Source organism: Adlercreutzia sp. DFI.6.23 (assembly GCF_024462535.1).
GTDB classification, from domain to species: domain Bacteria; phylum Actinomycetota; class Coriobacteriia; order Coriobacteriales; family Eggerthellaceae; genus Adlercreutzia; species Adlercreutzia rubneri.
Map to the genome: position 1 here is coordinate 59,971 of NZ_JANGBP010000009.1, position 24,022 is coordinate 83,992.

At 67.1% G+C, this 24,022-nt stretch carries 21 protein-coding genes; 14 read left to right on the plus strand and 7 right to left on the minus strand.

From position 1 onward, the window contains the following. Positions 1–22 precede the first annotated feature (22 nt). Both NE591_RS09420 and NE591_RS09425 read right to left on the minus strand, forming a co-directional pair. Entirely contained in the window at positions 23–931 is a 909-nt protein-coding gene (locus NE591_RS09420) for an exopolyphosphatase (protein WP_181815527.1), read from the minus strand. Positions 932–1,056: 125 nt separating this feature from the next. Further along, on the minus strand, positions 1,057–1,845 hold the full coding sequence (locus NE591_RS09425; protein WP_256156625.1) for a sortase domain-bontaining protein: 789 nt from the start codon (positions 1,843–1,845) through the stop codon (positions 1,057–1,059). Between the two features lie 545 nt (positions 1,846–2,390). Between NE591_RS09425 and NE591_RS09430 the strand changes: the two genes are divergently transcribed. Both NE591_RS09430 and NE591_RS09435 read left to right on the plus strand, forming a co-directional pair. Continuing rightward, complete coding sequence (locus NE591_RS09430; protein ID WP_256156626.1) at positions 2,391–3,245, plus strand: hypothetical protein; 855 nt, start codon at positions 2,391–2,393, stop codon at positions 3,243–3,245. Positions 3,246–3,266: 21 nt separating this feature from the next. Continuing rightward, positions 3,267–4,424, plus strand: coding sequence for a CapA family protein (locus NE591_RS09435; RefSeq protein ID WP_256156627.1), 1,158 nt, complete (start codon positions 3,267–3,269; stop codon positions 4,422–4,424). Positions 4,425–4,599: 175 nt separating this feature from the next. On the opposite strand, the gene NE591_RS09440 is transcribed toward NE591_RS09435, so the two are convergent. Continuing rightward, a complete protein-coding gene (locus tag NE591_RS09440; protein ID WP_173114102.1) occupies positions 4,600–5,754 on the minus strand; it encodes a beta-ketoacyl-ACP synthase 3 in 1,155 nt (384 codons plus the stop codon). Positions 5,755–5,950: 196 nt separating this feature from the next. Between NE591_RS09440 and NE591_RS09445 the strand changes: the two genes are divergently transcribed. The 6 genes from NE591_RS09445 (at position 5,951) to NE591_RS09470 (ending at position 13,196) form a co-directional block, all read left to right on the plus strand. Beyond that, on the plus strand, positions 5,951–6,916 hold the full coding sequence (locus NE591_RS09445) for a nitronate monooxygenase (RefSeq protein ID WP_256156628.1): 966 nt from the start codon (positions 5,951–5,953) through the stop codon (positions 6,914–6,916). Positions 6,917–6,926: 10 nt separating this feature from the next. Beyond that, the gene (locus NE591_RS09450; protein ID WP_223900570.1) at positions 6,927–7,889 is read left to right on the plus strand and encodes an ACP S-malonyltransferase; all 963 of its coding nucleotides are present in this window, start codon (positions 6,927–6,929) and stop codon (positions 7,887–7,889) included. Between the two features lie 2 nt (positions 7,890–7,891). Beyond that, positions 7,892–8,650 carry a 3-oxoacyl-[acyl-carrier-protein] reductase gene (gene fabG / locus NE591_RS09455; protein WP_223900571.1) on the plus strand — a complete coding sequence of 253 codons (759 nt, stop codon included), beginning with the start codon at positions 7,892–7,894 and terminating at the stop codon, positions 8,648–8,650. After that, positions 8,647–9,936 (plus strand): beta-ketoacyl-ACP synthase II, encoded by a 1,290-nt coding sequence (fabF, locus tag NE591_RS09460; protein ID WP_256156629.1) that lies wholly within the window; start codon positions 8,647–8,649, stop codon positions 9,934–9,936. Before fabG ends, fabF begins: the two co-directional genes overlap by 4 nt. 183 nt (positions 9,937–10,119) lie before the next feature. Further along, a complete protein-coding gene (gene fabZ / locus NE591_RS09465; protein WP_231699510.1) occupies positions 10,120–10,581 on the plus strand; it encodes a 3-hydroxyacyl-ACP dehydratase FabZ in 462 nt (153 codons plus the stop codon). A 2-nt stretch (positions 10,582–10,583) separates the two neighbouring features. After that, entirely contained in the window at positions 10,584–13,196 is a 2,613-nt protein-coding gene (locus NE591_RS09470) for an acetyl-CoA carboxylase carboxyltransferase subunit alpha (protein WP_256156630.1), read from the plus strand. A 247-nt stretch (positions 13,197–13,443) separates the two neighbouring features. Here NE591_RS09470 and NE591_RS09475 read toward each other — a convergent pair whose 3' ends face one another. From NE591_RS09475 to NE591_RS09485, 3 genes are all read right to left on the minus strand, one after another. After that, the gene (locus NE591_RS09475) at positions 13,444–14,433 is read right to left on the minus strand and encodes a diaminopimelate dehydrogenase (RefSeq protein ID WP_223900575.1); all 990 of its coding nucleotides are present in this window, start codon (positions 14,431–14,433) and stop codon (positions 13,444–13,446) included. A 70-nt stretch (positions 14,434–14,503) separates the two neighbouring features. Further along, positions 14,504–16,720, minus strand: a complete 2,217-nt coding sequence (locus NE591_RS16285) for a HAMP domain-containing sensor histidine kinase (RefSeq protein ID WP_256156631.1) — start codon at positions 16,718–16,720, stop codon at positions 14,504–14,506. Continuing rightward, entirely contained in the window at positions 16,689–17,408 is a 720-nt protein-coding gene (locus tag NE591_RS09485; protein WP_041714355.1) for a response regulator transcription factor, read from the minus strand. The genes NE591_RS16285 and NE591_RS09485 overlap by 32 nt, the downstream gene beginning before the upstream one ends. 476 nt (positions 17,409–17,884) lie before the next feature. On the opposite strand from NE591_RS09485, the gene NE591_RS09490 reads away from it, so the two are divergent. The 6 genes from NE591_RS09490 to NE591_RS09515 all read left to right on the plus strand — a co-directional run bounded on the left by NE591_RS09490 (position 17,885) and on the right by NE591_RS09515 (position 22,974). Further along, positions 17,885–18,640 carry a C39 family peptidase gene (locus NE591_RS09490; protein ID WP_256156643.1) on the plus strand — a complete coding sequence of 252 codons (756 nt, stop codon included), beginning with the start codon at positions 17,885–17,887 and terminating at the stop codon, positions 18,638–18,640. Positions 18,641–18,735: 95 nt separating this feature from the next. Then, a complete protein-coding gene (locus tag NE591_RS09495; RefSeq protein WP_227070548.1) occupies positions 18,736–19,461 on the plus strand; it encodes an ABC transporter ATP-binding protein in 726 nt (241 codons plus the stop codon). Further along, positions 19,455–20,288 (plus strand): hypothetical protein, encoded by an 834-nt coding sequence (locus tag NE591_RS09500; protein WP_157012598.1) that lies wholly within the window; start codon positions 19,455–19,457, stop codon positions 20,286–20,288. The genes NE591_RS09495 and NE591_RS09500 overlap by 7 nt, the downstream gene beginning before the upstream one ends. Before the next feature lie 109 nt (positions 20,289–20,397). After that, a complete protein-coding gene (locus NE591_RS09505; protein ID WP_227070549.1) occupies positions 20,398–21,114 on the plus strand; it encodes a DUF5067 domain-containing protein in 717 nt (238 codons plus the stop codon). A 101-nt stretch (positions 21,115–21,215) separates the two neighbouring features. Then, positions 21,216–21,635: a helix-turn-helix transcriptional regulator gene (locus NE591_RS09510; protein WP_022739312.1), complete on the plus strand. Its 420-nt coding sequence runs from the start codon at positions 21,216–21,218 to the stop codon at positions 21,633–21,635. A gap of 10 nt (positions 21,636–21,645) precedes the next feature. Further along, positions 21,646–22,974, plus strand: coding sequence for a protein kinase (locus NE591_RS09515; RefSeq protein ID WP_227070550.1), 1,329 nt, complete (start codon positions 21,646–21,648; stop codon positions 22,972–22,974). A gap of 154 nt (positions 22,975–23,128) precedes the next feature. Here NE591_RS09515 and NE591_RS09520 read toward each other — a convergent pair whose 3' ends face one another. Continuing rightward, positions 23,129–24,016, minus strand: a complete 888-nt coding sequence (locus NE591_RS09520) for an RNA methyltransferase (RefSeq protein ID WP_227070551.1) — start codon at positions 24,014–24,016, stop codon at positions 23,129–23,131. Positions 24,017–24,022: the final 6 nt, after the last annotated feature.

A 24,022-nucleotide genomic window follows, 5' to 3' on the forward strand; every position in this document is an offset into this window, starting at 1 on the left:
CACAGGGTAAACCGGCGGGGCCCTAAAGCATGTGGGTGACGAGGTAGCCCTCGCGGATGCCGTATTTGCAGGGGATAACTTCGGCGGCGCCCAGCTCCTCTGCGAGCGTGCGCACGATGATCATGCCGGGAACGAGGCTGTGAACGCGGTCGGGGGCGGCTTTCACAGCGCGATGGGCGAAAACGGAGACGTCGCCCTGAAGGAGATCGGCGAGCCCTTCCATGTCCTTGCGGCTGATGCTCTTGGGCCGAGTGTCGTCGCCCCACACGGCGGCGACCATCTTCGCGAGGGCGCGCACCGATCCGCCGATGCCGTAGAGCCGCTCGCTTCGGTACCCCTCCAAATTCGGTAGCGCCTGGAGTTCTTTGCGGAACGCGTCGGCGATGGTGCGGCATTCGGCCGGGGTGGGAATGACGCAGCGCACGTAGTTCGCGTAGGCGAGCACGCAGCCGAAAGGTATCGAGATCCCCGCATGGTCGCCATCGGCCGCAAGGGCCGTCAGCTCCGTCGAGCCGCCGCCGACATCGATGAGCGTGCCTGCTGCAAGGGGTGTGCCGATGGAGGCGCCGACGAACCCGAGGTGGGCCTCCTCGCGGGCGGAGAGCACGCGCACCCTATGGTTGATGGCTGTCTCGATGGCCGCAGTCGCCGCTTCGGAATTCGCGCAGTTGCGCAGCACGGCGGTGGCGAAGATATCGACGCGCGCGCAGTTGAGGTTGTCGGCCAGCTTCAGCAGGTCGCCCAGCACGGTTACGGCTCGTGCGATGCCCGCGCTGGAGAGGGCCCCGTCGGTCACGTAGGCGGCAAGGCCGGCCATCTTCTTCTCGTCGACCAACGTGCGGAAGGGCTTGGCGGCATCTTCCCGCTTGGTCTCGTAAACGACCAGGCGAACCGAATTGGAGCCGAGGTCGATAACGCCGAGGCGTGCCATGAGGGTCCTTTCTCGAGGGTGCATTCCGCAGTGATTCCCTAGGGTAGCGCAACCTGCCGGCAAAGAGCCGCCCGATCGGTATGACCGGGCGGCTCGAAAGAGGGGGGCGGGTCGCGCGCTCGTCGCTAGGCGGCGATGACCACACGGTAATGGGCGTTGTCCCCGCAGCATGTCTGCAGAATGATCGACTCGCCGTAGTCGGTCACGCGGGACTGGATGTCCTCCCAGTAGGTGTCGTCGGGCACGATGAGCTCGTCGACGACGGAGTAGGTGCGCGTGTTCCTATCGGAGTCGCACACGGTGACGGGATCCCCGTTCTTCAGGGTCATGACGCAGGTGAAGTCGCCGGGGTTGTGACCGATGAAGTAGCCCCAGCTGCCATCGGTGGTGCTATCGGAGCCCATCCACAGTCCCGCACCGGAGGCGGGAGCCGAGGCGCTTTCGTAGGAGGGGACGTAGGTGACGATGTCCCCGTTCACGTCGATGGAGTCCGCTACCATTTCATCGCCTTCGGGGGAGATGGTCTCGAGGGGCTCGGTCACGTCGACGGCCTCCACGTCGATGGAATCGTCGGAGCCTTCGGGTGTCTCGCCGGCAGCGCTCGCGGCGGTCTTGGCTGTGGCATCGTGGCTCGCGCTGTGCTTGGCGGACAGGGAGGCGCGGCTGGAAACCGCGTCCATGGCCAGCTCGTCGTGGATGTCGTCGAACTCGGAGGCCATGGCCACCGCCTCTTCCTGATCCTCGTAGACGATGATGGAGGCCACCTGCTTGACGATGGACGTGTCCTGGGCCGCCTCGGGCATGGGCAGGGTCGCCGGATCATGATCGGGCTCCATGGCGTAGGCGATGCCGCCGACCAGGGCGAGCGCGGCGGCGCCGGAAACAACGGCGGCTATGAGTTTCGATGCCTTCATGACGCTTCTTCCTTTCACGAGGCCTATCGACGGAGTCGCGGACGGGCTTCTTCTTTGCGAGGCGAACCCTCTCGTGCGGTAAGGGCCAAGAATGGAACTTGACAGTGCCTATCTTAGGGTGTCCAGGTCACAAATAGGCTCTGAACTGGGCATTGTTGGAATCGCGTATGCGTAAGAGAACTTGTTCGGAAGAAAGAAGCCGCCTTGAAATACGCCCGTTTCCATCCCGTCGCCATTGTTGACGGCATGCAAGCGGAAACGGCGCGGGTTGCGCAGAAGTTGTGGGGGCCGCTGCCGTTTGGCTCCCGTAGGGGGCGATGTTGGTCGCCCCTTGCTGCACGTGTTGAGGTTTTCGCCGCTGCCGATTGTTGAGGTCTGAGGGCTTTTCGCGAAGAGGGGAGGTCGCAAGGCGATATTTTGCCTATAATGAGCCCACCTGTATTTCGATGGACACAACCGCACGCAAGCTGCTTTGGCGGCCGGCGTGCTGCCACCAAACGAACACGCGAAACGCACGACGGAAACGAACACGAGGTTGATCATCCATGGGAATGAACCAAGACCCCCGAGGGGATGCCTACGGCCGCAGCCCCGAGCGACCCGATGCGCCGGCTCCGGCCGGCCGGGCTCCCCAGGGCTCGCGGGGCAAGATCACCACGCGCCCCTCGCGAGAGAGCATTTTGCAGTCCTACGCGACCCAAGACGAGATGCGCGCCCGTGACGCGCGCCTGCGCTCCCAGCAGGCGTCCCGCGCCTATACGGCCAGCGCCGCCCAGCGCGATGCCGATCGCGCGGCCCGGCGCGAGGCCCTTGCGGCCCAGCAGCGCGAGCAGGAGGCTCGTCGCGCCGCCCAGCAGCGTCCCGCACCCGCAACCCCGGCCCAGCGCGCCGGCCAGCGCCGAACGCGCGTGGTGCCGCCTTTGTCCTCCCAGGAAAGCTACGACCTCACCCGCTCCTCCATGGAAAGCTACGAGCGCGCCCGCGCCTCTCGCGATGCCCTGTCGGAAGCTCGGCGGGGCCGCGCGCTCAACCGCGAGGTCATCGACGGCCGGGGCAGTATCGACTCGCGCACCTTCAACGAGAGCCACCAGGTTTCCGCCTACTCCCGCGACGACCGCGACCGCCACGACCCGATGATCGATGTCATGGACAACCGCACCTGGCATTCCCGGGCTGGGCAGGGCTTCGTCGCGCCCGCCGAGGGGGCTCCCGGCGCTCCGGCGCCCGCGCGTCGTCCGCGCGGCTCGAGCGCCTCCGACGTCGGATTCGCCGGCGTCATGAGCGGCCGGGCCAACTACGGCGGCACCCAGGGCGGCTCCGGGGTGCCGATGTTCGTCAAGATCGCCGTTCCCCTGATCGTCGTTCTTCTTGTTGTGATCGTTTGCCTCTTAGTGTTCTAAGGGTTCTAGAAAAGGCGTTACATGTACGCGAAACCGACCTGTCCGACTCCGCTGAAGATCCTTCTCGTTGTTGTTATTGTTGTCGAACTTGCGGTTATTGGGCTCTTGCTCGCTGGCCGTGCCGGTGCCTCCGAGGGTCGGGACTCGGCCGTCGAAGCTTCGGCGTCGACGACTCCGGCGCCAACTGACACGCCGGCAGCTCCGGCTGCCTCTGACGGCGGAGAGACGGCCGGCGGGGACAAGGCGTCTTCCGAGCCCGTGACGCTGACCGTCACCTTCGCCGGCGACTGCACGCTCGGCACCGACATCAACTACGAGAACGAGCGGTCCTTCAACAGCCGCTGGCAGGCCGAGGAGGGCGACGCCACCTACTTCTTGCGCAACGTCGCCGACTTGTTCGGCTCCGACGATCTTACCGTGGTGAACATGGAGGGCGCGCTGACCGAGGGCGGCGAGCGGGCCGACAAGAAGTTCGCCTTCCGCGGCAAGCCGGAGTACGCCAAGATCCTCTCCAGCGCCTCGGTGGAGGCGGCGACGCTCGCGAACAACCACTCTCAGGATTACGGCCAGACGGGCTACGACGACACCATTGCCGCGCTGGATGCCGAGGGGGTGCAAAGCTTCGGCTACGACCGCATTGCGTATCTGGATGTGAAGGGCGTGAAGGTGGCGCTCATCGGGTCGTACTTCCCCGAGGACAGCGCCGAGAACACCAAGGAGATGACCGACAACATCGCCGCGGCCCGCGCCGAGGGCGCCCAGCTCGTGATCGTGTACGTGCACTGGGGCCAGGAGCACGAGTACGACATCACCGAGGGGCAGCAGACCGCCGGGCGCGCCGCTATTGATGCGGGGGCCGATTTGGTGGTGGGATCCCATCCCCATGTGGTGCAGGGCTGGGAGGTGTATCAGGGCCGCTACATCGTCTACAGCCTTGGCAACTTCTGCTTCGGCGGCAACACCAACCCCGACGACAAAGATTGCCTCATCTTCCAGCAAACGTTCACGGTGACCGGTGACGAGGTGGCCAAGAACGACGACGTGGATTTCATCGCCGCCTCGGTTTCCACGGAGACCGACCGCAACACCTACCAGCCGGTACTGGCCGAAGGGGATGAGAAGGCCCGCATCGACGCGAAGGTGCAAGAAGCCGCCGACCGCATTGCGGCTGCCTCCTAAAGCATCGATTAACCTGTCCGGCCGCGAGAAGGCGGAGGGGCGCCGTGCTCAAACAGCTTTCTATGGCAGGGTTCGTCGGGAGCTGCCGACATTTCGTTATGCCATAGAAAGAACTGCGCGCGGCACCCCTCCGCCTTCTCGCGGCCTACTGAGCCTTAGTTGCTGGGGTTGCGGGCTAAATGCGGATGACGCAGGAGCCGGCGGTGAGGCCGCCGCCGAAGGCGGTCATGCAGGCGATGTCTCCCGGCTGCAGCTTGCCCTCGCAAAGCGCCTCGTTCAGGGCGATGAGGGCGCTCGCGCCGCTGACGTTGCCGACGTGGTCGATGATCACCTGGAAGCGCTCCATGGGCAGATCCATTTTCTTGGCGGCGTAGCGGATGATGCGCTCGTTGGCCTGGTGCGGCGTGAACAGGGTGACATCGTCGGTGGTCAGCCCGGCGCGGGTAAGCGCCTCCTCGGTGCAGCGCATCATGGCGGAGGTGGCGAACTTGAACACCGCCTGGCCGGCCATGCGCATATAGGGGTCGCTTTCCGCATCGGAGGCGGCAAGACGCGGGGTGGCGGTGGCAGAAGCACCGGCGGCGGTCGTGCCGTTGGCGGCGAAGGGCACCTCGCGGGAGGCGAAGGCGCTGTCGCACCAGAGGGTGCGGTCGACGTCGTCGGTGTTTTCCATGTACGAGGAGAGGATGCCGGGCGCATCGGCTCCGGCGGCTCCGGCAGCTCCGGCAGCACCGGTCTCCGCCTCGTCGCGCCATTCCAGCACCACGGCCCCGGCGCCGTCGCCGAACAGGATGCACGTGGCGCGCTCTTCCCAGTCGACGAGCTTGCTCAGGCGCTCGGCGGCCACCACGAGTACGCGGCGCACGTCGTTGCAGCGCAGAGGCGTCCCGGTGCGGGCGGCTTCCTGGCGTGCGAAGGCGGCGCCGGCCATGATGAGGTCAGCGGTGGAAAGCCCGTAGACGCAGCCGGAGCAGGCGCAGGACATGTCGTAGCACACGGCGTTTGTGGCACCGACGTGCTCGCGGATGCGGGCGGCCTCGGAGGGGAAGTGGGTGTCGGCGGTGAGCGTCGGGCAGATGATCATGTCCAGGCTGGCAGCTTCGATCGCTCCCGCCTCGCGCTGCCAACCGCCTTCCTCAAGCCCCAGCGCTCGCAGCGCGGCTTGGGCGCCCAGATCGGTGCAGGTCTCCTCGATGGCGACATGGCGGGTGTGAATGCCCGTGCGCGGGACGATCCACTCGTCGGTGGTGTCTACGATTTCCGAGAGCTCGTCGTTGGTGACGATGCGCGCGGGCAGCGCTCTGCCCGATCCGATGATGACGCTGCCCAAAGCCGTTCCTTTCCGTAAATGATGCCTCAACCTGCTCTATGATGCCCCATATCGCCAAGTTTTCTGCTCAACGATGAGATGTTTGGTGAAGATTTTAAACGCGCGGTCAGTTTTTGGGACGAATTCCTTAAGATTTCTCAGATAGTTTATCTCAAGGCGCGTGTTGCCGCAGCGAAAGAGAGGACGAGCTGCTTTCATGAAGACCCGTATCACAGAGCTTTTGGGCATTGAATATCCCGTCGTGCAAGGGGCCATGGCCCGCATCGCCGACGGAGGGCTGGCCGGCGCCGTAAGCGAAGCCGGCGGCTTGGGCATCATCGCCTGCGGGGGCGCCCGGCCCGAATGGATTCGCGAGCAGGTGGCCCGCGCCCGCGCCCTTACGAGCAAGCCTATCGGCATCAATGTCATGCTCATGGATCCGCGCGCGAGCGAGGTGGCCGAGCTCGTGTGCGAGCTGGGCGTGGAAGTGGTGACCACCGGCGCCGGCAGTCCCGCCAACTATATGAAGATGTGGAAGGACGCGGGCGTGAAGGTAGTGCCCGTGGTGGCCTCCTCGGCCCTGGCCGCCCGCATGGAGCGCCTCGGCGCCGACGCCGTGGTGGCCGAGGGCACGGAAGCTGGCGGACATATCGGCGAGCTGACCACTATGGCGCTCGTGCCGTCGGTTGCCGCGGCGGTTTCGATCCCCGTCATCGCCGCCGGCGGCATCGTGGATGGCCGGGGGATGCTCGCCGCCTTCGCGCTGGGCGCCGAGGGCGTGCAGTGCGGCACGCGCTTCCTCACCGTGGAGGAATGCGGCGTGCACGAGGCGTGGAAGGAGAAGGTGCTGAAGGCGAAGGACTCCGACACCATCGTCACCGGGCGCGGCACGGGGCATCCCGTGCGCGGCCTGAAGAACAAGTTCGCCCGCGAATGCCGCAAGATTGAGATGGCCGCCACCTCCGGGGAAGAGCTGGAGGGTATGTACGCCGGCTCGCTCGCCCGCGCCGTGGCGGGAGACGTGGAAAACGGCTCGGTCATGGCGGGCCAGGTGGCCGCGCTGGTGACCGAGCGCGGCACGGCGGCCGGCGTCATTGCCGATATGGTGCGCGAGGCCGAGGCCCTGGCCGGCCGCTCCTTGGATGAGTTGGCCGAGCTGAACAGCCGCCGGGCGCGCGTGTAGGGAGGCCGCCATGCTTGATGAGACCCCCTTGGCGCCCTTGGGCCCGGCTGGCCTGGTGTTCATGGCCTCGGGCCAGGGCTCGCAGAAGCCTGGCATGGGCGCCGATATGCTGGATATTCCCGAGGTGGCGTCCGTGTTCGCCTGCGCCTCGGACGTGCTCGGCCGCGACGTGGCGGCGCTTGTGCGCGACGCGTCGCCCGAAGAGCTGAACGACACGCGCAACGCCCAGATCGCCATCGCGGCGCTGTCGGTCGGCATGGGGCGGGCGCTTGAGGCGCGCGGCATCGTGCCGGACGCGCTGCTCGGGTTCTCCCTCGGGCAGGTTTCCGCCATGGTGCTCGGCGGCATGCTCGCCGAGGAGGACGCCTTCGCGCTCATCGCCGAGCGGTCGCGCCTCATGGGAGAGACGGCCGACGCGAACCCCGGCGTTATGAGCGCGCTTCTGAAGATCACGCTGCCCGAGGCCGAGGCGCTGTGCGCCCAGTGCGCCGAGGGCGAGGTGCTCGTGCCCGCGAACTTGAACGGCGGCGGCCAGATCGTCATCGCCGGCACGCCGGCGGCGGTGGCGCGCGCCGAGGAGGCGTGGGCCGCGAGCAAGGGCCGCTTCTCGCGCCTGGCCACCTCCGGCGCCTTCCACAGCCCGCTCATGGCGTTGGCGCAGGAGCCCTTCGCCGACTACCTGGCGCGGGTGGACTTCCGCGAGGCGGTGGTGCCGGTCATCGGCAACGTGCACGCCGTGCCGCTTGACGCCGCCGGCGCTCGCGACGAGCTGGTGGCGCACTTGGTGTCGCCCGTGCAGTTCGAGGCCAGCGTGGCAAAGCTTCAGGAGGCCGGCGCGAAGATGTTCGCGGAAGTGGGCTTCGGCGGCGTGCTCGCCAATCTCGTGAAGCGCATCGACCGTAGCGCGCCCCGAGCCGCCATTCAGGATCGTCCCTCCTTCGACGCTTTCGTCGAGGAATTCGGAAAGGAATAGACGTGACCGAATCAGAAAACCGCCGCTGCGCCGTTGTGACCGGCTCCACTCGCGGCATCGGACGCGCCGTGGCCCGCGAGCTGGCGGCCGCTGGCATGAACGTGGTGGTGAACAGCTCTTCTGAGCGCAGCCTGCCCGCCGCCGAGGCGGTAGCCGTCGAGATCGCCGAAGAGTTCGGCGTGGAAACCCTGGCCGTGGCCGCCAACGTGGCCATAGAAGAGGAGGCCAACGCGCTCATCGCCGCCGCGGCCGAGGCCAACGGGCGGGTGGACGTGCTCGTGAACAACGCCGGCATCACCCGCGACGGCCTGGCCGCCCGCATGTCCGACGACGACTTCGACGCCGTCATCGACATCAACCTGAAGGGCACCTTCCATTGCTGCCGCGCCGCCGCGAAGCTGATGATGAAGCAGCGCTGGGGCCGCATCGTGAACATGTCCAGCGTGGTGGGCGTGTACGGCAACGCGGGCCAGGTGAACTACGCCGCCTCCAAGGCCGGCGTCATCGGGCTCACGAAGTCGCTCGCCCGCGAGCTTGCGCGCCGCAACATCACGGCCAACGCTGTGGCGCCCGGCTTCATTGCCACCGACATGACCGACGCGCTTTCCGATGCCCAGCGCGAGGCCATCGTGAGCCGCATCGGCAGCGGGCGCTTGGGCGAGCCGGACGACATCGCCCATTTGGTGCGCTTCCTCGCCTCGGACGAGGCGTCTTACATCACCGGTCAGGTCATTTGCGTGGACGGAGGTATGTCCCTATGAGTGAGAACGCAAGCGAGAGCATTCAGACCCGGCGGCCCGACGGCACCCATCGCGTCGTCATCACCGGTGTGGGCGCGGTGACGCCGGCCGGCGTGGGCGTCGAGGCGTTGTGGGAGGCGCTCATGGAGCGCGGCTGCTGCATCGCGCCCATCGAGCGCTTCGACACGAGCGAGTACGAGGTGCACATTGCCGGCGAGGTGCGCGACTTCGACGGCGTCGAGCACGGCCTGACCAAGAAGGAGGCCCGTCGCTTCGAGCGCTTCGTGCAGTACGCCATCGTGGCGGCCGACGAGGCGCTGGCCCAGTCCGGCTTGGAAGTCACCGACGAGAACCGCGACCGCATCGCGGTGGTGTTCGGTACCGGCATCGGCGGCATCGACGAGCTGCAGAAGAGCTTCGCCACCTTGGAGGAGAAGGGCCCCAAGCGCGTGAACCCCCTGTTCATCCCCACGATGATCGGGAACATCGCGGCGGGCAACCTGGCCATTCGCTACGGCATGCGCGGCGAGTGCCTGAACGTGGTGACCGCCTGCGCCACCGGTGCCCACTGCATCGGCACGGCGCTGCGCGACATTCGCCACGGCTACATCGACGCGGCGCTCGTGGGCGGCACGGAGGAGTCCGTGAGCCCCATCTGCATCGCCGGCTTCACCAATTTGTCGGCCCTTACCCGCGCCGAGGATCCCAAGGAGGCCTCGCTGCCCTTCGACGCCCGCCGCGGCGGGTTCGTGGCCGGCGAGGGGGCGGGGGCCCTGGTCATCGAGTCGTTGGAAAGCGCGCTCGCCCGCGGGGCTGAGCCCATCGCCGAGATCACCGGCTTCGGCAGCACGGGCGACGCCTACCACATGACCGCGCCCGACCCGGAGGCCACCGCCATCACCGCCGCCATGGCCGCCGCTCTGGCCGAGGGCGGCTTCACCCCGGCCGATCTGGGGCACCTGAACGCCCACGGCACGGGCACGCCGGCCAACGACGCCACGGAGTCGAAGGCGCTCGCGAATCTCATGGGCGCCGATGCGGCGGCCGAGCTGCCCGTCACGTCCATCAAGGGCACCACGGGCCACATGCTCGGCGCCGCCGGTGCCGTGGAGGCCATCGTGTGCGCCCTGTCCGTGGCCCGCGATGCGGTGCCCCCCACGGCCGGCTTCGCCGAGGCCGCCGAGGACTGCCCGGTGGCGGTGGTCACCGAGGCGGTCACCGACTATCCGCAGAAGGTGGCCCTGTCGACCTCGCTGGGCTTCGGCGGCCACAACGCCGCTCTGGCCTTCTCGCCGTATCGCGGCTAGGTCGCTCCGCGAGGGGCCTTCTCGGTGGGTTGATCCCCGTAGGGGCCGACCTTGGTCGGCCCTGGGATCGGAGCCCGATGGGGCTGACGTGAAGCGCCGACGTCCTCGCGAGCGAGGGCCGACCAAGGTCGGCCCCTACGGAAGGCGAGATGAGGATCGAAAGATTGTTGCAAGGAGAAACGTATGACTGAGGAGAACGCGATGGCGCCGCTGCCCTGGGGGCGTGAGGTCATCGAGGGGATTCTGCCCCATCGCGATCCGTTCGTGTGGGTGAGCCGCATTATGGCCATCGAGCCCGGCGCTTCCATCGAAGGCGAGCTGGACGTACCGGCTGATCTGGATATCTTCCGCGGGCACTTCCCCGACCATCCGGTGCTGCCCGGCGTCATCATCATGGAGGCGCTCGCTCAGTGCGCCTCCATCGCCGTGCTTCAGGCGCCCGAGCTGCGCGGGAACATCGGCTTTCTCACCGGCATAGACGCGGCGAAGTTCCGCCGCCAGGTGGCCCCGGGCGACACCGTGACGCTGCGCGCGACCATCGTGAAGTCGTCGCGACGCCTCGTGGTGGCCGAGGTGGAGGCCTCCGTGGACGGCGAGATCTGCGCCACGGCCACCCAGAAGTACGTGCTCGCACCCAAGGAGTAGCTATGGCCAAAGCGGCTTCCAAGTACATCAGCTTCGACACGGCGGGGAACTTCGTCTCCGAGCTTGAGGACGGCTCTGCGGCCCCCGAGGCGCCCGAGGACGGCTCGCTGAAGTCGGCGGTCTCCTACGCTCTGGACGCCATCGTGGAGGCGGCCGGCACCTTGCCGGATACGGCGGCGGCCCTGGTGGGGGCCCGCCCCGGCGCGGCCCATCGCGACCCGGAGGAGAAGGTGGCCGACGTCTCCGAGCACGTTCGGTCCACCATCGGCGACGACTTCGCCGTCGATGCGGCGCGAACCGCCGAGAAGCCCCGGGCCCTCGTCATCGCCTCGGCCAAGAACGCCCGGGCCTTCGTGGTGCCCATGGAGCAGGCGGGCCTCGATGTGGTCTTCGCCACGGTGGACAACCGCTCGCTGGACGGCTTCGCCCGGCGCATGCTGCCCACCTACAACCTGGGCAGCACCACGGCCGACGTGGACGCCGACACGCTTTCCGCCAACATCTACACAGTGCTCTCGGCGGCCAAGGCCTGCGGTGCGACGCTTATCTTCCTCGACAGCGCCAAGGCGTCGCTCGCGGAGGACGCCTATTTCCTGCGTCACGCCGCCAAGCGCGGCCTGCGCGTGTTCGCCCCGGCCACCGAGGGCACTCTGCGCACCGGTTGGGTGGAGCTTCTGCCCGCCGGCGTCGCGCCCGCGCTCGGTACGGCGTCGCCCTCCGAGGCGCCCTGGGAAAACGAGCCGGCTCGGGTGGCGGACGACGACGAGGGCCCCACCCATTGGCGCCGCTGCCACAAGTGCAAGCTCTTCTTCGACAAGGAGGAGATCATCGAGCTCGGCGGCTATTGCCCGGCTTGCGGCACCTTGCAGCGCCTGCGCTCCGACGAGCGCCTGGCCGCCACGGTGGACGCCGGCTCGTTCGAGGAGTGGAACGCGGTCATGCCCGACTCCAACCCGCTGGACTTCCCGGGCTACCCGGAGAAGATCGCCGATCAGCGCGAGAAGAGTGGCCTTGAGGAAGCGGTGCGCACGGGACGCGCGACCATCGCGGGGCTGCCTTTGGCCGTAGGGGTCATGGAGTCCGGCTTCTTCATGGGCTCCATGGGACACGTGGTGGGCGAGAAGGTGGCCGCGATGATCGATCGCGCCATCGCCGAGCGACTGCCCGTCGTCGTGTTCTGCGCCTCCGGCGGCGCCCGCATGCAGGAGGGCCTCATCTCGCTCATGCAGATGGCGAAAGTGTCCTGCGCCGTGGAGCGTTTGGGGGCGGCCCGTCTGCCCTTCATCACCGTGCTCACCGACCCCACGACCGGCGGCGTGACGGCGTCGTTCGCCATGCAGGGCGATATCGTCTTGGCCGAGCCCGGCGCGCTCATCGGGTTCGCCGGCCAGCGGGTCATCCGCGACACCATCAAGCAGGAGCTGCCCGAGGGCTTCCAGACGGCGGAGTTCGCGCTCGAGCACGGGCTTGTCGACGCCATCGTGGAGCGCTCCCAGATGCGCAGCGTGCTGGCCCAGCTTCTGGCCCTGCACGCCCCGCCCGACGACCCGGGGCGCATCGTCACCTACCACAGCGTCATGGACGCGCTGTCGGTGGGCGCGGACGCCTACGGCTCGGTGGACGTGGCGCCCGAGGCCCGAGCCGTTGGCGAGCGCATCCGCGACGAGGAGGCCGCGGGGCTGTGGCGCAGCCTGGCCGAGTCGGTGCCGGTGGTGGGCGAGCTCATCGGGCGCCCGGAAACCCCCGAGGAAGCCGAGGAGGCGTCCCGCCGCGAGCTGGAGCGCCATGCCCGGCGCGAGGCCCGCAAGTCCGGGGTGAGCTGCGAGGCCGCTTCGGGCAGCGCCTGGGAGTCCGTGCAGATCGCCCGCAACGTGCGCCGTCCCACGGCCCGACGCTACCTCGACGGCATCGTGGAGGGCTTCATCGAGCTGCACGGCGACCGCGCCTTCGCCGACGACGGGGCCATCCTCGCCGGCATCGGGTGGATCTCGGGGCATCCCGTGACGGTCATTGCCCAGGAGAAGGGCGTGAACTTGGCCGACCGCGTGGCCCGCAACTTCGGATGCCCCCAGCCCGAGGGCTACCGCAAGTCGCTGCGCCTCATGCGCGAGGCGGAGAAGTTCGGCCGGCCGATTCTCTGTTTGGTGGACACCCAGGGCGCCTTCTGCGGCACCGAGGCCGAGGAGCGCGGCCAGGGCAACGCCATCGCCGACAATCTGGTGGCCATGGCGGGCCTTACCGTTCCGGTGGTGAGCGTGCTTCTGGGCGAGGGCGGAAGCGGGGGCGCCTTGGCGCTGGCCGTGGGCAACCGCGTGGCCATGCAGGAGCATGCGGTGTACTCGGTGCTCTCGCCGGAGGGCTTCGCCTCCATCCTGTGGAAGGATCGCACCCGCGCGCCCGAGGCCGCCGAGGCCATGCGGATGGACGCCGCCTCGGTGCTGGAATGCGGCATCATCGATGCGGTCATTTCGGAAGGGGAGGGCCCGGCCCACGAGAATCCGGAAGAGGCCGTCGCCGCCGTGCGCGATTACGTCCGTGCCGCCTACAAGGAGCTGGCCGACCTTGCTCCCGACGAGCTGGTCCGCCAACGCCAGGAGCGCTTCGCGAAGTTCTAGGAGTGGTTTCTGCCGCTCCTTTTTTGCCCGGAGCAATCTCGTTGCCGTTCTGGTCGCAGAATTTCGATTTGTTAGACATGGCTGGGAGCGGCTTGGTGAGCTGGGGTTGAAAAACAGGCTGAAAAGAGGCCGAAAAGCAAGAAAAGGACTCGTGTCGAGCCCTTTTCTTTTGCTTTGCAGGATGTGGAAGTCTAACAACTCGAAAATATGTCCCCAAATTGAGAGGAAGATTTGCTGGAAGGACCTCTTACAGCATCTTCGCGCGGAGCTCTTCGGGGGTCATGGGCGAGAGCAGCGCCGGGGCGATGTCGAAGATGGTGCAGCAGCCCGTCTCGCCCGCGCAGGCCATGCGCCAGCAGGCGCGGGCGCATGCGACCAGCACGCTGCCGGTGAACTCCGGGTTGGAATCGAGCTTCAACGAGTACTCGATCACATGGGTGTTCTCGCCGGCGGCACCCGTGGTGCCGGTGCGGATGACCGAGCCGCCGTGGGGAATGCCGGCGTGATCGCGGTCGAGCTCTTCCTGAGAAATGAAGGTGACCGTGGTGTCGTAGTCGGCGAAGTAGTTCGGCATGGTGACGATGGCCTTTTCGATGGCGGCCGTATCGGCGCCCTCCTCGGCCACGACGAAGCACTCGCGGGTGTGCTTCTGGCGCGTGGTCAGCTCCGGGTTGGCGCCGGAGCGCACGGCCTCAAGCGCCTCGGGCACGGGCACCGTGTACTGGCGGGCGTCGGCCACGCCGGGAATGCGGCGGATGGCATCGGAGTGCCCCTGGGAGACGCCGCGGCCCCAGAAGGTGTAGTCGGCGCCGTTGGGCATGATGGCGTTGGCGTAAACGCGCGAGACCGAGAACATGCCCGGATCCCAGCCCACCGAGATGACGGCCACATGCCCCGTCTCGCGGGCCACCGCGTCGACGGCGGCGAAGTGCGCCGGGATGTTGGCGTGGGTGTCGAAGGAGTCGACCACGTTGTAGAGCGCAGCGGCTGCCGGGGTCTGCTCGGGCAGGTCGGTGGCCGAGCCGCCGGCGAGCATGAGCACGTCGATGTCGTCGGTGTGGGCGGCCAGCTCCGTGGCGGGCCAGACGGCGACGTTCTCGCCGAGCGGGTGCACGCTGGCTGGGTCGCGGCGAGTGAACACGCCCACCAATTCCATGTCGTCGTTGGCGGCGACGGCCAGTTCAATGCCGCGGCCGAGGTTGCCATAGCCGAGAATGCCGATGCGGATGGGGTTCAATGGTGCCTCCTTGGGTGTTCGCTGAGTAGGAAAACGGCGCTTCGGGCTGACGCTCGCTTTGGTTTTGAAGCTAGCGGGACAGGCCGCGCCGCCGGGGTGTCGCATCATTATCGCGTACCGTCTTACGCGCGGGAACCTGTCCATGGCGAGCGTTACGAGGATTTAACGGAGAGGTACCTTGGCGCGGCGCGTGCGTCCGTTCGCCGACGGGGTGCTGCGGATTCGGACGGGCGGAGGCCCCGCGGCGCGTCGTCGCGGAAGGCGGCGTGGAAATTGCCCGCACGCCCGCCGGCCGCGCGGTGCGGGGCGGCACGGGCGCAACCGGCCGCTGGAGGCCCTCGGGCGCGCCCGGGATGCGCGGCGCGGCGGCTGCTCCTTCAATCTCCTCCCCCTGGGTGGGAATGCGCAGGGTGAACACGGTGACGCCGCGCTCGCTTGCCGCCTCGATGTCGCCGTGGTGCGCCACGACGATTTCCCTGGCAATGGCGAGCCCCAGCCCCGCACCGCCCTTCTTCGACGAGCGCGCCCCGTCTTCGCGGTAGAACTTCTCGAAGATGGTCTCCAGATGGGCGTCGGATATCTCGCGTCCGCGGTTGGCCACGGTGATGGTGGTCGTGCGGGCGTCCTGGCGCGCGGCGATGGCGATGACGGAGTTCGCGTCGGCGTAGGCCACGGCGTTGCGCAGCACGTTGCCCAGCGCCCGGGCGAGCTTGTCCGGGTCGATGAAGAACTGGCCGGCGCCGGCGGCGTCCACGGTGATGCGGATGTTGCGGGCGGCGGCCTCGGGGAAGAACGCCTCGGCCACCTGCTGGCAGAACAGGCGCACTCCCACAGTCTCCCGCTCGATGGGAATGGCCGACAGGTTGTAGCGGGTGATCTCGAAGAACTCGTTGATGAGGCTTTCGAGGCGCTCGGCCTTCGAATAGGCGATGTCGGCGTACTTGCGCAGGGTTTCACGGGGCAGATCGGTTGTCTCGTGCAGCAGGTCTAGGTAACCGAGCACCGAGGTGAGCGGCGTGCGGATGTCGTGGGCCAAGTAAGCCACCAGCTCGTTCTTGCGCTGCTCGGCGGCGTGGGCGGCGCGCTCGTCGGCCAGCGACTGCGAGCGGATAACCGCCAGCTCGTTGCGGGCGATGGACAGATCGGCCGGCAGCTCGATGGGGGCGTCCTTGTCGGCGAGCAAGCGGCCCACGGCCCCGGACAGCTCGTCGAAGTAGCGCAGCGACCGGTTCAGGGCCCGCAGGATGATGACGAGCCAGCCGGCCACGAAGACGAGCAGGGCCAGCGGGAGCTTGAACGACTTGACGAACGTGTAGGTGGCGACGTCGCGCATGCGGTAGACGCCGTCCTCGCCGTACTGGACTTGCCAGACGGGGTGGTCGTCGGAGACGCCCAGCGCCCGCGCCTCTTCGGCGGAGGTCAGGTCAAGCCAGGCGCTGTAGGCCTGCTCCTGGGATTGGCGAAAGGCGCTTTGCAGAAGGTCGTTCAGCGTTGGCTGATCGTAGCCCAGGACGGCGGCGCTGACGAGAATCCGCGTGGCCACGTCCACCGTGGTCTCCGGCGGCATGAACGTTTGGGCCTCGGGCAGGGAAAGCCCCAGCTCCTGCAGGGATGCTGATACGCGCAGCGCCGCCATGGCATGGGCGGCGCTCGCCTCGTCGGTGAAAATGCCCTCGGCCGTCAGAATGGTCTGATAGGGAAGGAGGGGAACGGCCCAGAGGGTCTTGTTGTCCGGGGCGCCGTCGGTCTCGGCATCGAGGGGCGCCACGTCATCGATGAAGGCGCTCGTGTCGCCGATGGCCGCGGCGTTGGTGCCCGAGGCGACGGCCACATCCGCCCCGAGCTTCTCAGCCCGTTCCTTGGCGTAGGCCGCGGCCGCCTCGGCGTTCTCGGGCGAGTCGGCCATCATGCTTGCATACTCCGCCAGGGCGTCTTCCATCTCGTTCACTTCGCCTTGAACCTCGGCGATAGTGCCCGCATCGTTGGAGTAGCCGCTCTCGACGGCCTCGTTGACCCAGAGGTCGAAGAGGTTGGCATCGTCGAGCAGTCCCTGGTCGGTGAGGATCTGCTGGAACTGCTCGGAGGAATTCAGGGTGCGCCAGGACGAGGTTGAGTCGGCTACCCAGTTCGCGATCGAAGGCACCATGAAGGTCTCGATGGCCAGGCAGGCCAGGGCGAAGGCCCCGCTGAACAGCAGCAGGTTGCGAATGAGGCCGCCGAGCACGCGCCGGCGCAGGACGCGGGCCTGCTCGCTTTTAAGCGCCATGGCCGGTGTCGCCGGGCGCACCGCGCAGCTTGTAGCCGACGCCCCAGGCGGTTTCGATGAACGTCGTGGAAGCGTCGATATCGGCGAGCTTCTTGCGCAGGCGGCGGATGTGCACCATGACCGTGTTGGCCGCCGCGTCGTCGAAGCGCTCGTGCCAGGCCCCTTCGAACAGATCGGCCGCCGAGACCGGTGAGCCGACCGACTGGGCCAGAATCGCCAGAATGGCGAACTCCTTGGGGGTGAGGTGCAAAGGCTCGCCGTGGAGCGTGGCTAGATGTGTGCGCAAGTCCACCTCGATGGCGCCGGCGGAAAGCAGGGTCGAGGAAGCCTGGGGCGCTGCTTGGCGTCGGCGTAGGCGCGCTTTCACGCGGGCCACCAATTCGCGGGGCCGGAAGGGCTTGGTGACGTAGTCCTCGGCGCCCAGGGTGAAGCCGACGACTTGGTCGGCCTCCTCGTCTTTCGCCGAGAGGAAGATGACGGGAATGTCCCGCATCTGGCGCATGCGAACGCAGAGTTCGAAGCCGTCGATGCCCGGCATCATGATATCCACGATGGCCAGGTCGAACGGCGTGCGGGCGAGCATGTCCAAGGCCGCCTGTCCGCTGTAGCAGGCCAGCGCGTCCATGCCCTCGGCCACGAGCAGGTTGACAACCAGATCGGCGATGGCCTGCTCGTCGTCCACCACCAGTATGTGCGCGCGTTTTTCCATAAGGGCTATTGTACGCGATTCGCCCCGGGTTTTGCCAACAGGCGTGCCATCCCGTGACAGCTTCAGGAAAAGTTAAGGTGCCCTGCCGGAAATGTCAGATTTCGCTATGGGACGCGTAAGCCGGCTCGTCGGTAAGGTGGAGGTGCAACGTAAGGAGGAAACCCATGGACACTGCTGCCTACCGTTTTGACGAGGGGAACTTTTACGGAGGAGATGCGCCCCTAAGCCGCACTGGGAGAGTGGACGCTTTGGATGTTTCAGATGTTTCGGATGCTCGGGGTGCTTCGGGTGTTCGGAATGTTTCGGGGGTCGCCCCCAACCCTTTCGGGCGTGATGCCTGGGTGCGGCCGCAGGGCGCGGGGGGCCGGCCGGGCAATGGTGCGGGATCAACGACCGCCCGGAGCTCCTCGCCGCAGCGGAGGCAGACTCGCGGGTCGGCCGTAGCCCCGACTGCTACGCCGGGCGTGGTGGCGGCCATGCTGGGCGGTCTGGTTCGCACGAGCCGCGCCGCGCGGGGCCGCCGCATCGGGCGGCGACGCTGGCATCTGTGGTCGGTGCTGGGCGTGGCGGCGCTTTCCGTCTTCGTCGTAGTCGCGCTGTTCCAGATGGCGAACCTGTACGCCGAAGGGCTGGGGCTCGCGGGGCCGGGCATCGCCTCGCCCACGGCCGACGCCTCTGTGGCCGCTGCGGACGCGGGTGGCGGAGCCGAGGCCGCTAGCACCCCGCGCGACGAGTGGCGCGGCGGCGAGCTGCCCTTTCTCTACCAGACCGACCCCCAGTACCGCGACGCGCCCTATGCCGGCGCCACGGTGGGAGAGGCCGGATGCGGGCCGACGAGCCTGGCCATGGTCTACATCGCGCTGACGGGGAAGACCGACAAGGATCCCGCCGCCATGGCCGCCTTCAGCGAGGCCGAAGGCTACGTGGAAGAGGGTCTCACCGCCTGGCGATTCATGACCGACGGCGCGGCCGATCTGGGGCTTTCCTCCCACGAGGTGCCGGCAGACGCAGGGCGGCTTAAGGAGGAGCTCGCCCAGGGGCATCCGGTCATCTGCAGCATGCGCCCCGGCGATTTCACGAGCACAGGGCACTTTCTCGTGGTGGCTGGTGTGGCCGACAACGGCGAGCTGGTCATTCACGACCCCAACAGCCCCGCCAACAGCGCTCGCACGTGGGATGCCGAGCGTGTGCTCGCCCAGTGCGCCAACCTCTGGGCCTTCGAGCGAGGCTAGCGGGAGCGATTCGCTCATTCGGTGGGGTTCCTGCTTGGAGATCGGCGTCCGTGCTAGGATGGGGCCAGTGATTCCGAACGATGAGGAGGCTTCCCGTGGATGCCTTTGTCCCCGAAGTCGCGCCGCCGCCCTTGCTCGAGTGCCGCGACCTCACTAAGCGCTATGGCGCCACGGTGGCGCTCGACCGCTTTACTGTCAGCTTGGCCGCCGGCCGCATCGTAGGGCTGCTCGGCCCGAACGGCTCGGGCAAGACCACGCTGCTGAAGATGATCGCCGGCGTGGCCCATCCGACGGCGGGCGACATTCGCGTGGCGGGCTATGAGGTAGGCCCGGAATCGAAGGCGCTCGTCTCCTACCTGCCCGAGCGGCCCTACTTCTCCCGTTCCATGCGCGTGCGCGAGATGATCGCCTTCTTCGCCGACTTCTACGAGGACTTCGACGCCGCCTTGGCCCGGGACATGCTTGCTCGGCTCGGCGTTTCCGAGGGCGCCCCGTGCGCGGCGCTTTCCAAGGGCACCGTTGAGAAGGTGCAGCTCACGCTCGTCATGGCCCGTCACGCGGCGCTGTATCTTTTGGACGAGCCCATCGGCGGCGTGGATCCGGCGGCCCGCGATTACATCCTGCAAACGGTTATTCGCGCCTATCGGCCGCAGTCGTCCATCATCCTTTCCACCCACCTCGTGCGCGACGTGGAGGCGTTTCTGGACGACTTCATCCTGCTGCGCTATGGCCAGATGCTTCTGCACGCGCCCGTGGCCTATGTGACCCAGGGGAAGGGCACGACGCTGGACGCGTTCTTCCGAGAGGAGTTCCGATGCTAGGAAAGCTCTTCGCCCAGGAAATGCGGGCGCTTGTGAAGCCTGCGGCCATCATGCTGGCCATTATGGTCGTCGCTGGCGTGGTGGGCATCGGCTGCATCGAGGCCACCGACGCCGTGAGCCGCGCGGCGGGATTCGCCTCCCGTTATGTCAACGAGGCGTCGGCCGCTTCCAACCTGACCGTGGTGCTCGTGATGGCGGCGCTGTTCTGCGCCTTTCTCGTGTGGGCCAGCCTCGTGGCGGTCTACGTGTTCATCGCCATGCGCTTCTATCGCACGATGTTCACCGACGAGGGCTATCTCACGCTCACGCTGCCGGTGCGCACGGGCGCGCTGGTGACGGCGAAATTCTGCGCCGCCTTCCTGCTGGCGGCGGTGTTTACGCTTGCGGCCTGCGCGCTCGCCTCATTGGCCGTGCTCGCGATCTCCGACGGCGATGGGGACATGGTGTCGGTGGTGCTGTCGCTTTTGGGCGGTTGGTCGGCGCTGACGGGCAGCGGTGGTGTGGCCTCGTCGGTCATAGGCGTGGCGAACGCGCTCGTGTCCGCCGCCTACACCGTGGGGCTGGCGTTCCTCTCGCTGACGCTGGGCGCATGGTGGGCGCGGCGGCATAAGGTGGCCGCGGCCGTGGCGCTGTATGTGGGAATTGGCTGGGTGATCTCTCTTCTGTTCTCTATCGTTGGCGTGCTGGCCATGATGGGCGACACGGGCACGGCATCGTTCATGCTCGGCACGGTGTCCGTCATGCAGACGGTGGTGAACCTTGCCGTGGCCGCGGGCGGCGTCGCCTTGTCCGCCTACCTCGTGCGCGCCAAGGTCGATCTGAGCTAGGGAAAAATTGCCGTCGCCTTAGCTGGCAGCTAATGAAACGGTTAACGAGAACGGATACCCTTCTTCCTTGTCCGTTAGGAATAGCGCGTTTAGAAGAAGGGAATCATCTATGGAAACGCAACCTCGCTCGGCCATGGCCGTGGCTTCTCTCGTATTGGGAATCGTGGCACTGGTCACTTCGATTCTGCCGATCATCAACAACCTCTCCTTCCTTTTGGCCATCCTCGGCATCGTCTTCGCCATCGTCGGGTTGGTGGGCATTTCGAAAGGGAAAAAGAGCGGTAAGGGCTTAGGCGTCGCCGGCCTCGTACTGTCTGTGATCGCCTTCATCCTTGTGCTCGTGATGCAGAGCGCCTTCAGCGCCGCCCTCGACCAGGCCATGGAGGAGAGCGGGCTTGACACGGCGACGGCGCAAGGCGTAGCGGCCGGAGATTCCGGATCTGCGGCCGAGCCCCAGGCGGCCGAGCAGAGCGAGGCGACGCAGGCCGCTTACGGCGTCACCATCGACGGCTGCCGCGTGACCGAGGACTATCAGGGAAATCCGGCTGTCGTGGTGACCTACACCTTCACGAACAATTCCGACGAGGCGACCAGCTTCATGGTGGCGCTTTATCCCAAAGTGTTCCAAAACGGCGTTGAGCTGGGCACAGCCATCGGCAGCGATTGGGATTCCGAGAAGTACTCGAGCGATGTGAAGCCTGGTTCCTCTACGACGGTGGAGATGGGCTACGCCCTGGAGGACATGAGCGACATCACGGTTGAGGTCGAGGAGCTTTTGAGCTTCAGCGACGCCGTCTTGGCCGAGCAGACGTTCTCGCTGAGCTAGCGTGCCCGATGGCGCACGTCTCGGGCGCCCGTCTCCGAAGGCGGGCGCTCGAGGCGCTACAATAGGGGCTTCGTGATATGGGTCGAAGGAGAAAGAAGCGCGTGGAGGAACCGCTGACAGAGGATATGCTGGCCGAGCTCTTGGACGCGCCGGATCCGCGGGCGTTCATCAAACGGCGCGAGGTGGGCGAGCGCAGCTTGGCGGAGTACCTGGACGCCCTTCTGCTAGAGAAGGGGCTGAAGCGCTCAGTGGTGGTGAGAGAGGCCGGTATCAACGAGACCTTCGGCTACCAGATTTTCACCGGCGCTCGGCGCGCCTCGCGGGATAACTTGCTGAAACTTGCCTTCGCTATGGGATGCTCGTTGCGCGAGACGAACCGTCTTTTGCAGGCGGGAGGCGCCAACGAGCTGTATTGCAAGAATCGGCGAGATGCCATTGTCATCTTCGCCATCAGCCATGGCTATACGCTGCAGAAGACTGAGGAGGAGCTTTACCGGTTCGGCGAGGCGACCATTAGCTAACTTTGGTACCATGGCATTTATGGAAAACGACCCTCTTGCCGCATACCTTGACGCCCTTGCCCGCGACGTGTGCTATCGCGTCGATGAGGTATTGAAGACGGCGCCCCACGAGACGACCGAGGTGGTGTACTTTGTGGGGGCCAACGCGGCGGAGCTCGGACCGTTCGTTCGCAAGCGCATCGCGGTTGATGCGGCCATGGGGGATGCCTACGGCCACTTGTTCCAAGCGCAGCGCGCCGGGCGTCGCTTCCGACATTTGCCGCGCATCTACGATGTTCATACCACTGGCAACGAGCTGGTGGTGGTCATGGAATACATCCAGGGACGCGCGCTGCGGGACGAGGTGTACGAACGCGACGGATCGGTCGCCCTGGCGGCGCAGTGGTTTCCACTCCTTTGCGACGGGGTGATGGAATTGCACGAGCAGTTCTCGCCGCCTTTGATCCATCGCGATTTGAAGCCATCGAACATCGTGGTGAGCGATGCGGGTCTCACGATCATCGACTTCGGCATTGCCAGGGCTTTTCGCGAGGGGGCTGCGGGGGACACGGCTCATTTCGGCACGCGCTGCTACGCGCCGCCCGAGCAGTTCGGCTACGGGCAGACCGACGAGCGCAGCGACGTGTACGCGCTGGGAATGCTGCTCTACTACCTGCTGGCCGAGCGCGATCCGTCGCCGTCGGTGGCTGCGGCGGGATTCGCGGGGCCGGAAGTGCCTTTCGCGCTGCGCCCCGTGCTCCAGCGCGCCTGCGCCTTTGATCCGGCGGCCCGCTTCCAGACGGTGCGCGACCTGAAGGCGGCGTTCCTCGCGGCGCTCGCCCCAGCCGGGGCTTCTCCTGCAGACCGGGGTGTCGTTGTGACCCAGGTCGCCGGCGCGGGTCGGGTTTCCCCTGCGGATTGGGCCGCGACGGCGGTGAGTGCCGCAGCTCCGATCGATGACAGACCGCATGGCGTAGTCGTTTCTCGGGTAAGGCGTGCTTTCTCGACGCTCTCCTCCGGTGAGACGGCAGGGCTCGTGGTCGATGTCGCCCTCTTGGTGGTGTGGCTGCTGTTCATGGCAGTTCTCATCGCAATGCCGTTCACGCCCGACGAACGTTACGCCACCTGGCCGTTCTGGCTGCTCGCCTTTCAGTATTGGACGTTCGGTATTCCGTTCTTCACGGGCTTTCTTTTCATTTTGACCGACGTCCGCGTTTTACGTCGGGCGGCTCCGAGGCTTCGCCTTCTGCAGGGAGCTCGTTTGCGAATCTTGGGCATCGCGCTGGTTGTCGTGGGCGTGATAGCCGTGGGCGTGACGATGGCGATCGCGAACGCCATGGGACTTCCGACCGGCTCGTAGGGGGCCGAGCTTCCGCTCCATCCGTAGGGGGCTACCTCAGTCGCCCCTCACAAGAGGGATAACCTTGCCTGATGAGGGCTGACCAAGGTCAGCCCCTACGGGATGAGGCTGCGCGACGCTAGTCTTCCCAGCTACGGGATGTGGCTGCGCGACGCTAGCCTTCCCGGCGGGTTTCCCAGAAGGCGACGGCGCTGGCGGCGGCGACGTTCAGGGAATCGACCCCGTGGTGCATGGGGATGCGCACGGTCCAGTCGCAGGCGGCGATGGTGGAGGCGGCCAGGCCGTCGCCTTCCGTGCCCAGTACGAGGGCCAGCTTGTCGGTCGCCTTCAGGCGCGTATCGGCGATGGAAAGCGCGTCGTCGGCCAGGGCCAGGGCGGCTGTGACAAAGCCGGCGTCGCGCAGGCGCGCCACGCCCTCGCACGCCCAATCGCGCGCGCTGCCGATGCGGGCCCAGGGCACTTGGAACACCGTACCCATGGAAACGCGCGACGCGCGGCGAAACAGCGGGTCATGGCAGGCCGGCGTGAGCAGCACCGCATCGATGCCGAGGGCGGCGGCGCTGCGGAAGATGGCCCCGATGTTGGTGTAGTTCGTGACGTCCTCCAGCACGGCGACGCGGTGGGCGCCAGTAAGCAGGGCGGCCAGGTCGGGCTCGGGCGGCCGGTGAAAGGCGGCCAAGGGCCCGCGGGTCACCTCGTAGCCGGTGATGGAGCGCATCTCCTCCGAGGAGACCACGGCCACGGGGGCGGCCGGATTGGCCGTGTGCACCTTTTCCAAGAGCACTTCGGAGGCGGCGAGCCAGCGCGCATCGGTGAGCACGGCGAAGGGGACGCACCCGGCGTTAAGGGCGCGGTCGATGACGTTCACGGACTCAGCGACGAACAGGCCCGACGCCAAGCGCTCCGGCGCGCCCTCCGGGTCGATGGCGCGGGCCAGGCCCACGAGCTGCTTGGGGTCGCGCAGCTGCCCGTCGGTCATAGACGAGAACGGCGCCAGATACGGGTCGCCCCCCGCCAGGAAAGATGTTTGCGACTTGTTCATGGGCCC

What these genes read in the sequence shown, in the direction of transcription:
- NE591_RS09420 (WP_181815527.1), bottom strand. Translation starts at nt 931, where the DNA reads ATGGCACGCCTCGGCGTTATCGACCTCGGCTCCAATTCGGTTCGCCTG.
- NE591_RS09425 (WP_256156625.1), bottom strand. Translation starts at nt 1,845, where the DNA reads ATGAAGGCATCGAAACTCATAGCCGCCGTTGTTTCCGGCGCCGCCGCG.
- NE591_RS09430 (WP_256156626.1), top strand. Translation starts at nt 2,391, where the DNA reads ATGGGAATGAACCAAGACCCCCGAGGGGATGCCTACGGCCGCAGCCCC.
- NE591_RS09435 (WP_256156627.1), top strand. Translation starts at nt 3,267, where the DNA reads ATGTACGCGAAACCGACCTGTCCGACTCCGCTGAAGATCCTTCTCGTT.
- NE591_RS09445 (WP_256156628.1), top strand. Translation starts at nt 5,951, where the DNA reads ATGAAGACCCGTATCACAGAGCTTTTGGGCATTGAATATCCCGTCGTG.
- NE591_RS09450 (WP_223900570.1), top strand. Translation starts at nt 6,927, where the DNA reads ATGCTTGATGAGACCCCCTTGGCGCCCTTGGGCCCGGCTGGCCTGGTG.
- fabF (WP_256156629.1), top strand. Translation starts at nt 8,647, where the DNA reads ATGAGTGAGAACGCAAGCGAGAGCATTCAGACCCGGCGGCCCGACGGC.
- fabZ (WP_231699510.1), top strand. Translation starts at nt 10,120, where the DNA reads ATGACTGAGGAGAACGCGATGGCGCCGCTGCCCTGGGGGCGTGAGGTC.
- NE591_RS09470 (WP_256156630.1), top strand. Translation starts at nt 10,584, where the DNA reads ATGGCCAAAGCGGCTTCCAAGTACATCAGCTTCGACACGGCGGGGAAC.
- NE591_RS09485 (WP_041714355.1), bottom strand. Translation starts at nt 17,408, where the DNA reads ATGGAAAAACGCGCGCACATACTGGTGGTGGACGACGAGCAGGCCATC.
- NE591_RS09490 (WP_256156643.1), top strand. Translation starts at nt 17,885, where the DNA reads ATGCTGGGCGGTCTGGTTCGCACGAGCCGCGCCGCGCGGGGCCGCCGC.
- NE591_RS09500 (WP_157012598.1), top strand. Translation starts at nt 19,455, where the DNA reads ATGCTAGGAAAGCTCTTCGCCCAGGAAATGCGGGCGCTTGTGAAGCCT.
- NE591_RS09505 (WP_227070549.1), top strand. Translation starts at nt 20,398, where the DNA reads ATGGAAACGCAACCTCGCTCGGCCATGGCCGTGGCTTCTCTCGTATTG.
- NE591_RS09515 (WP_227070550.1), top strand. Translation starts at nt 21,646, where the DNA reads ATGGCATTTATGGAAAACGACCCTCTTGCCGCATACCTTGACGCCCTT.
- NE591_RS09520 (WP_227070551.1), bottom strand. Translation starts at nt 24,016, where the DNA reads ATGAACAAGTCGCAAACATCTTTCCTGGCGGGGGGCGACCCGTATCTG.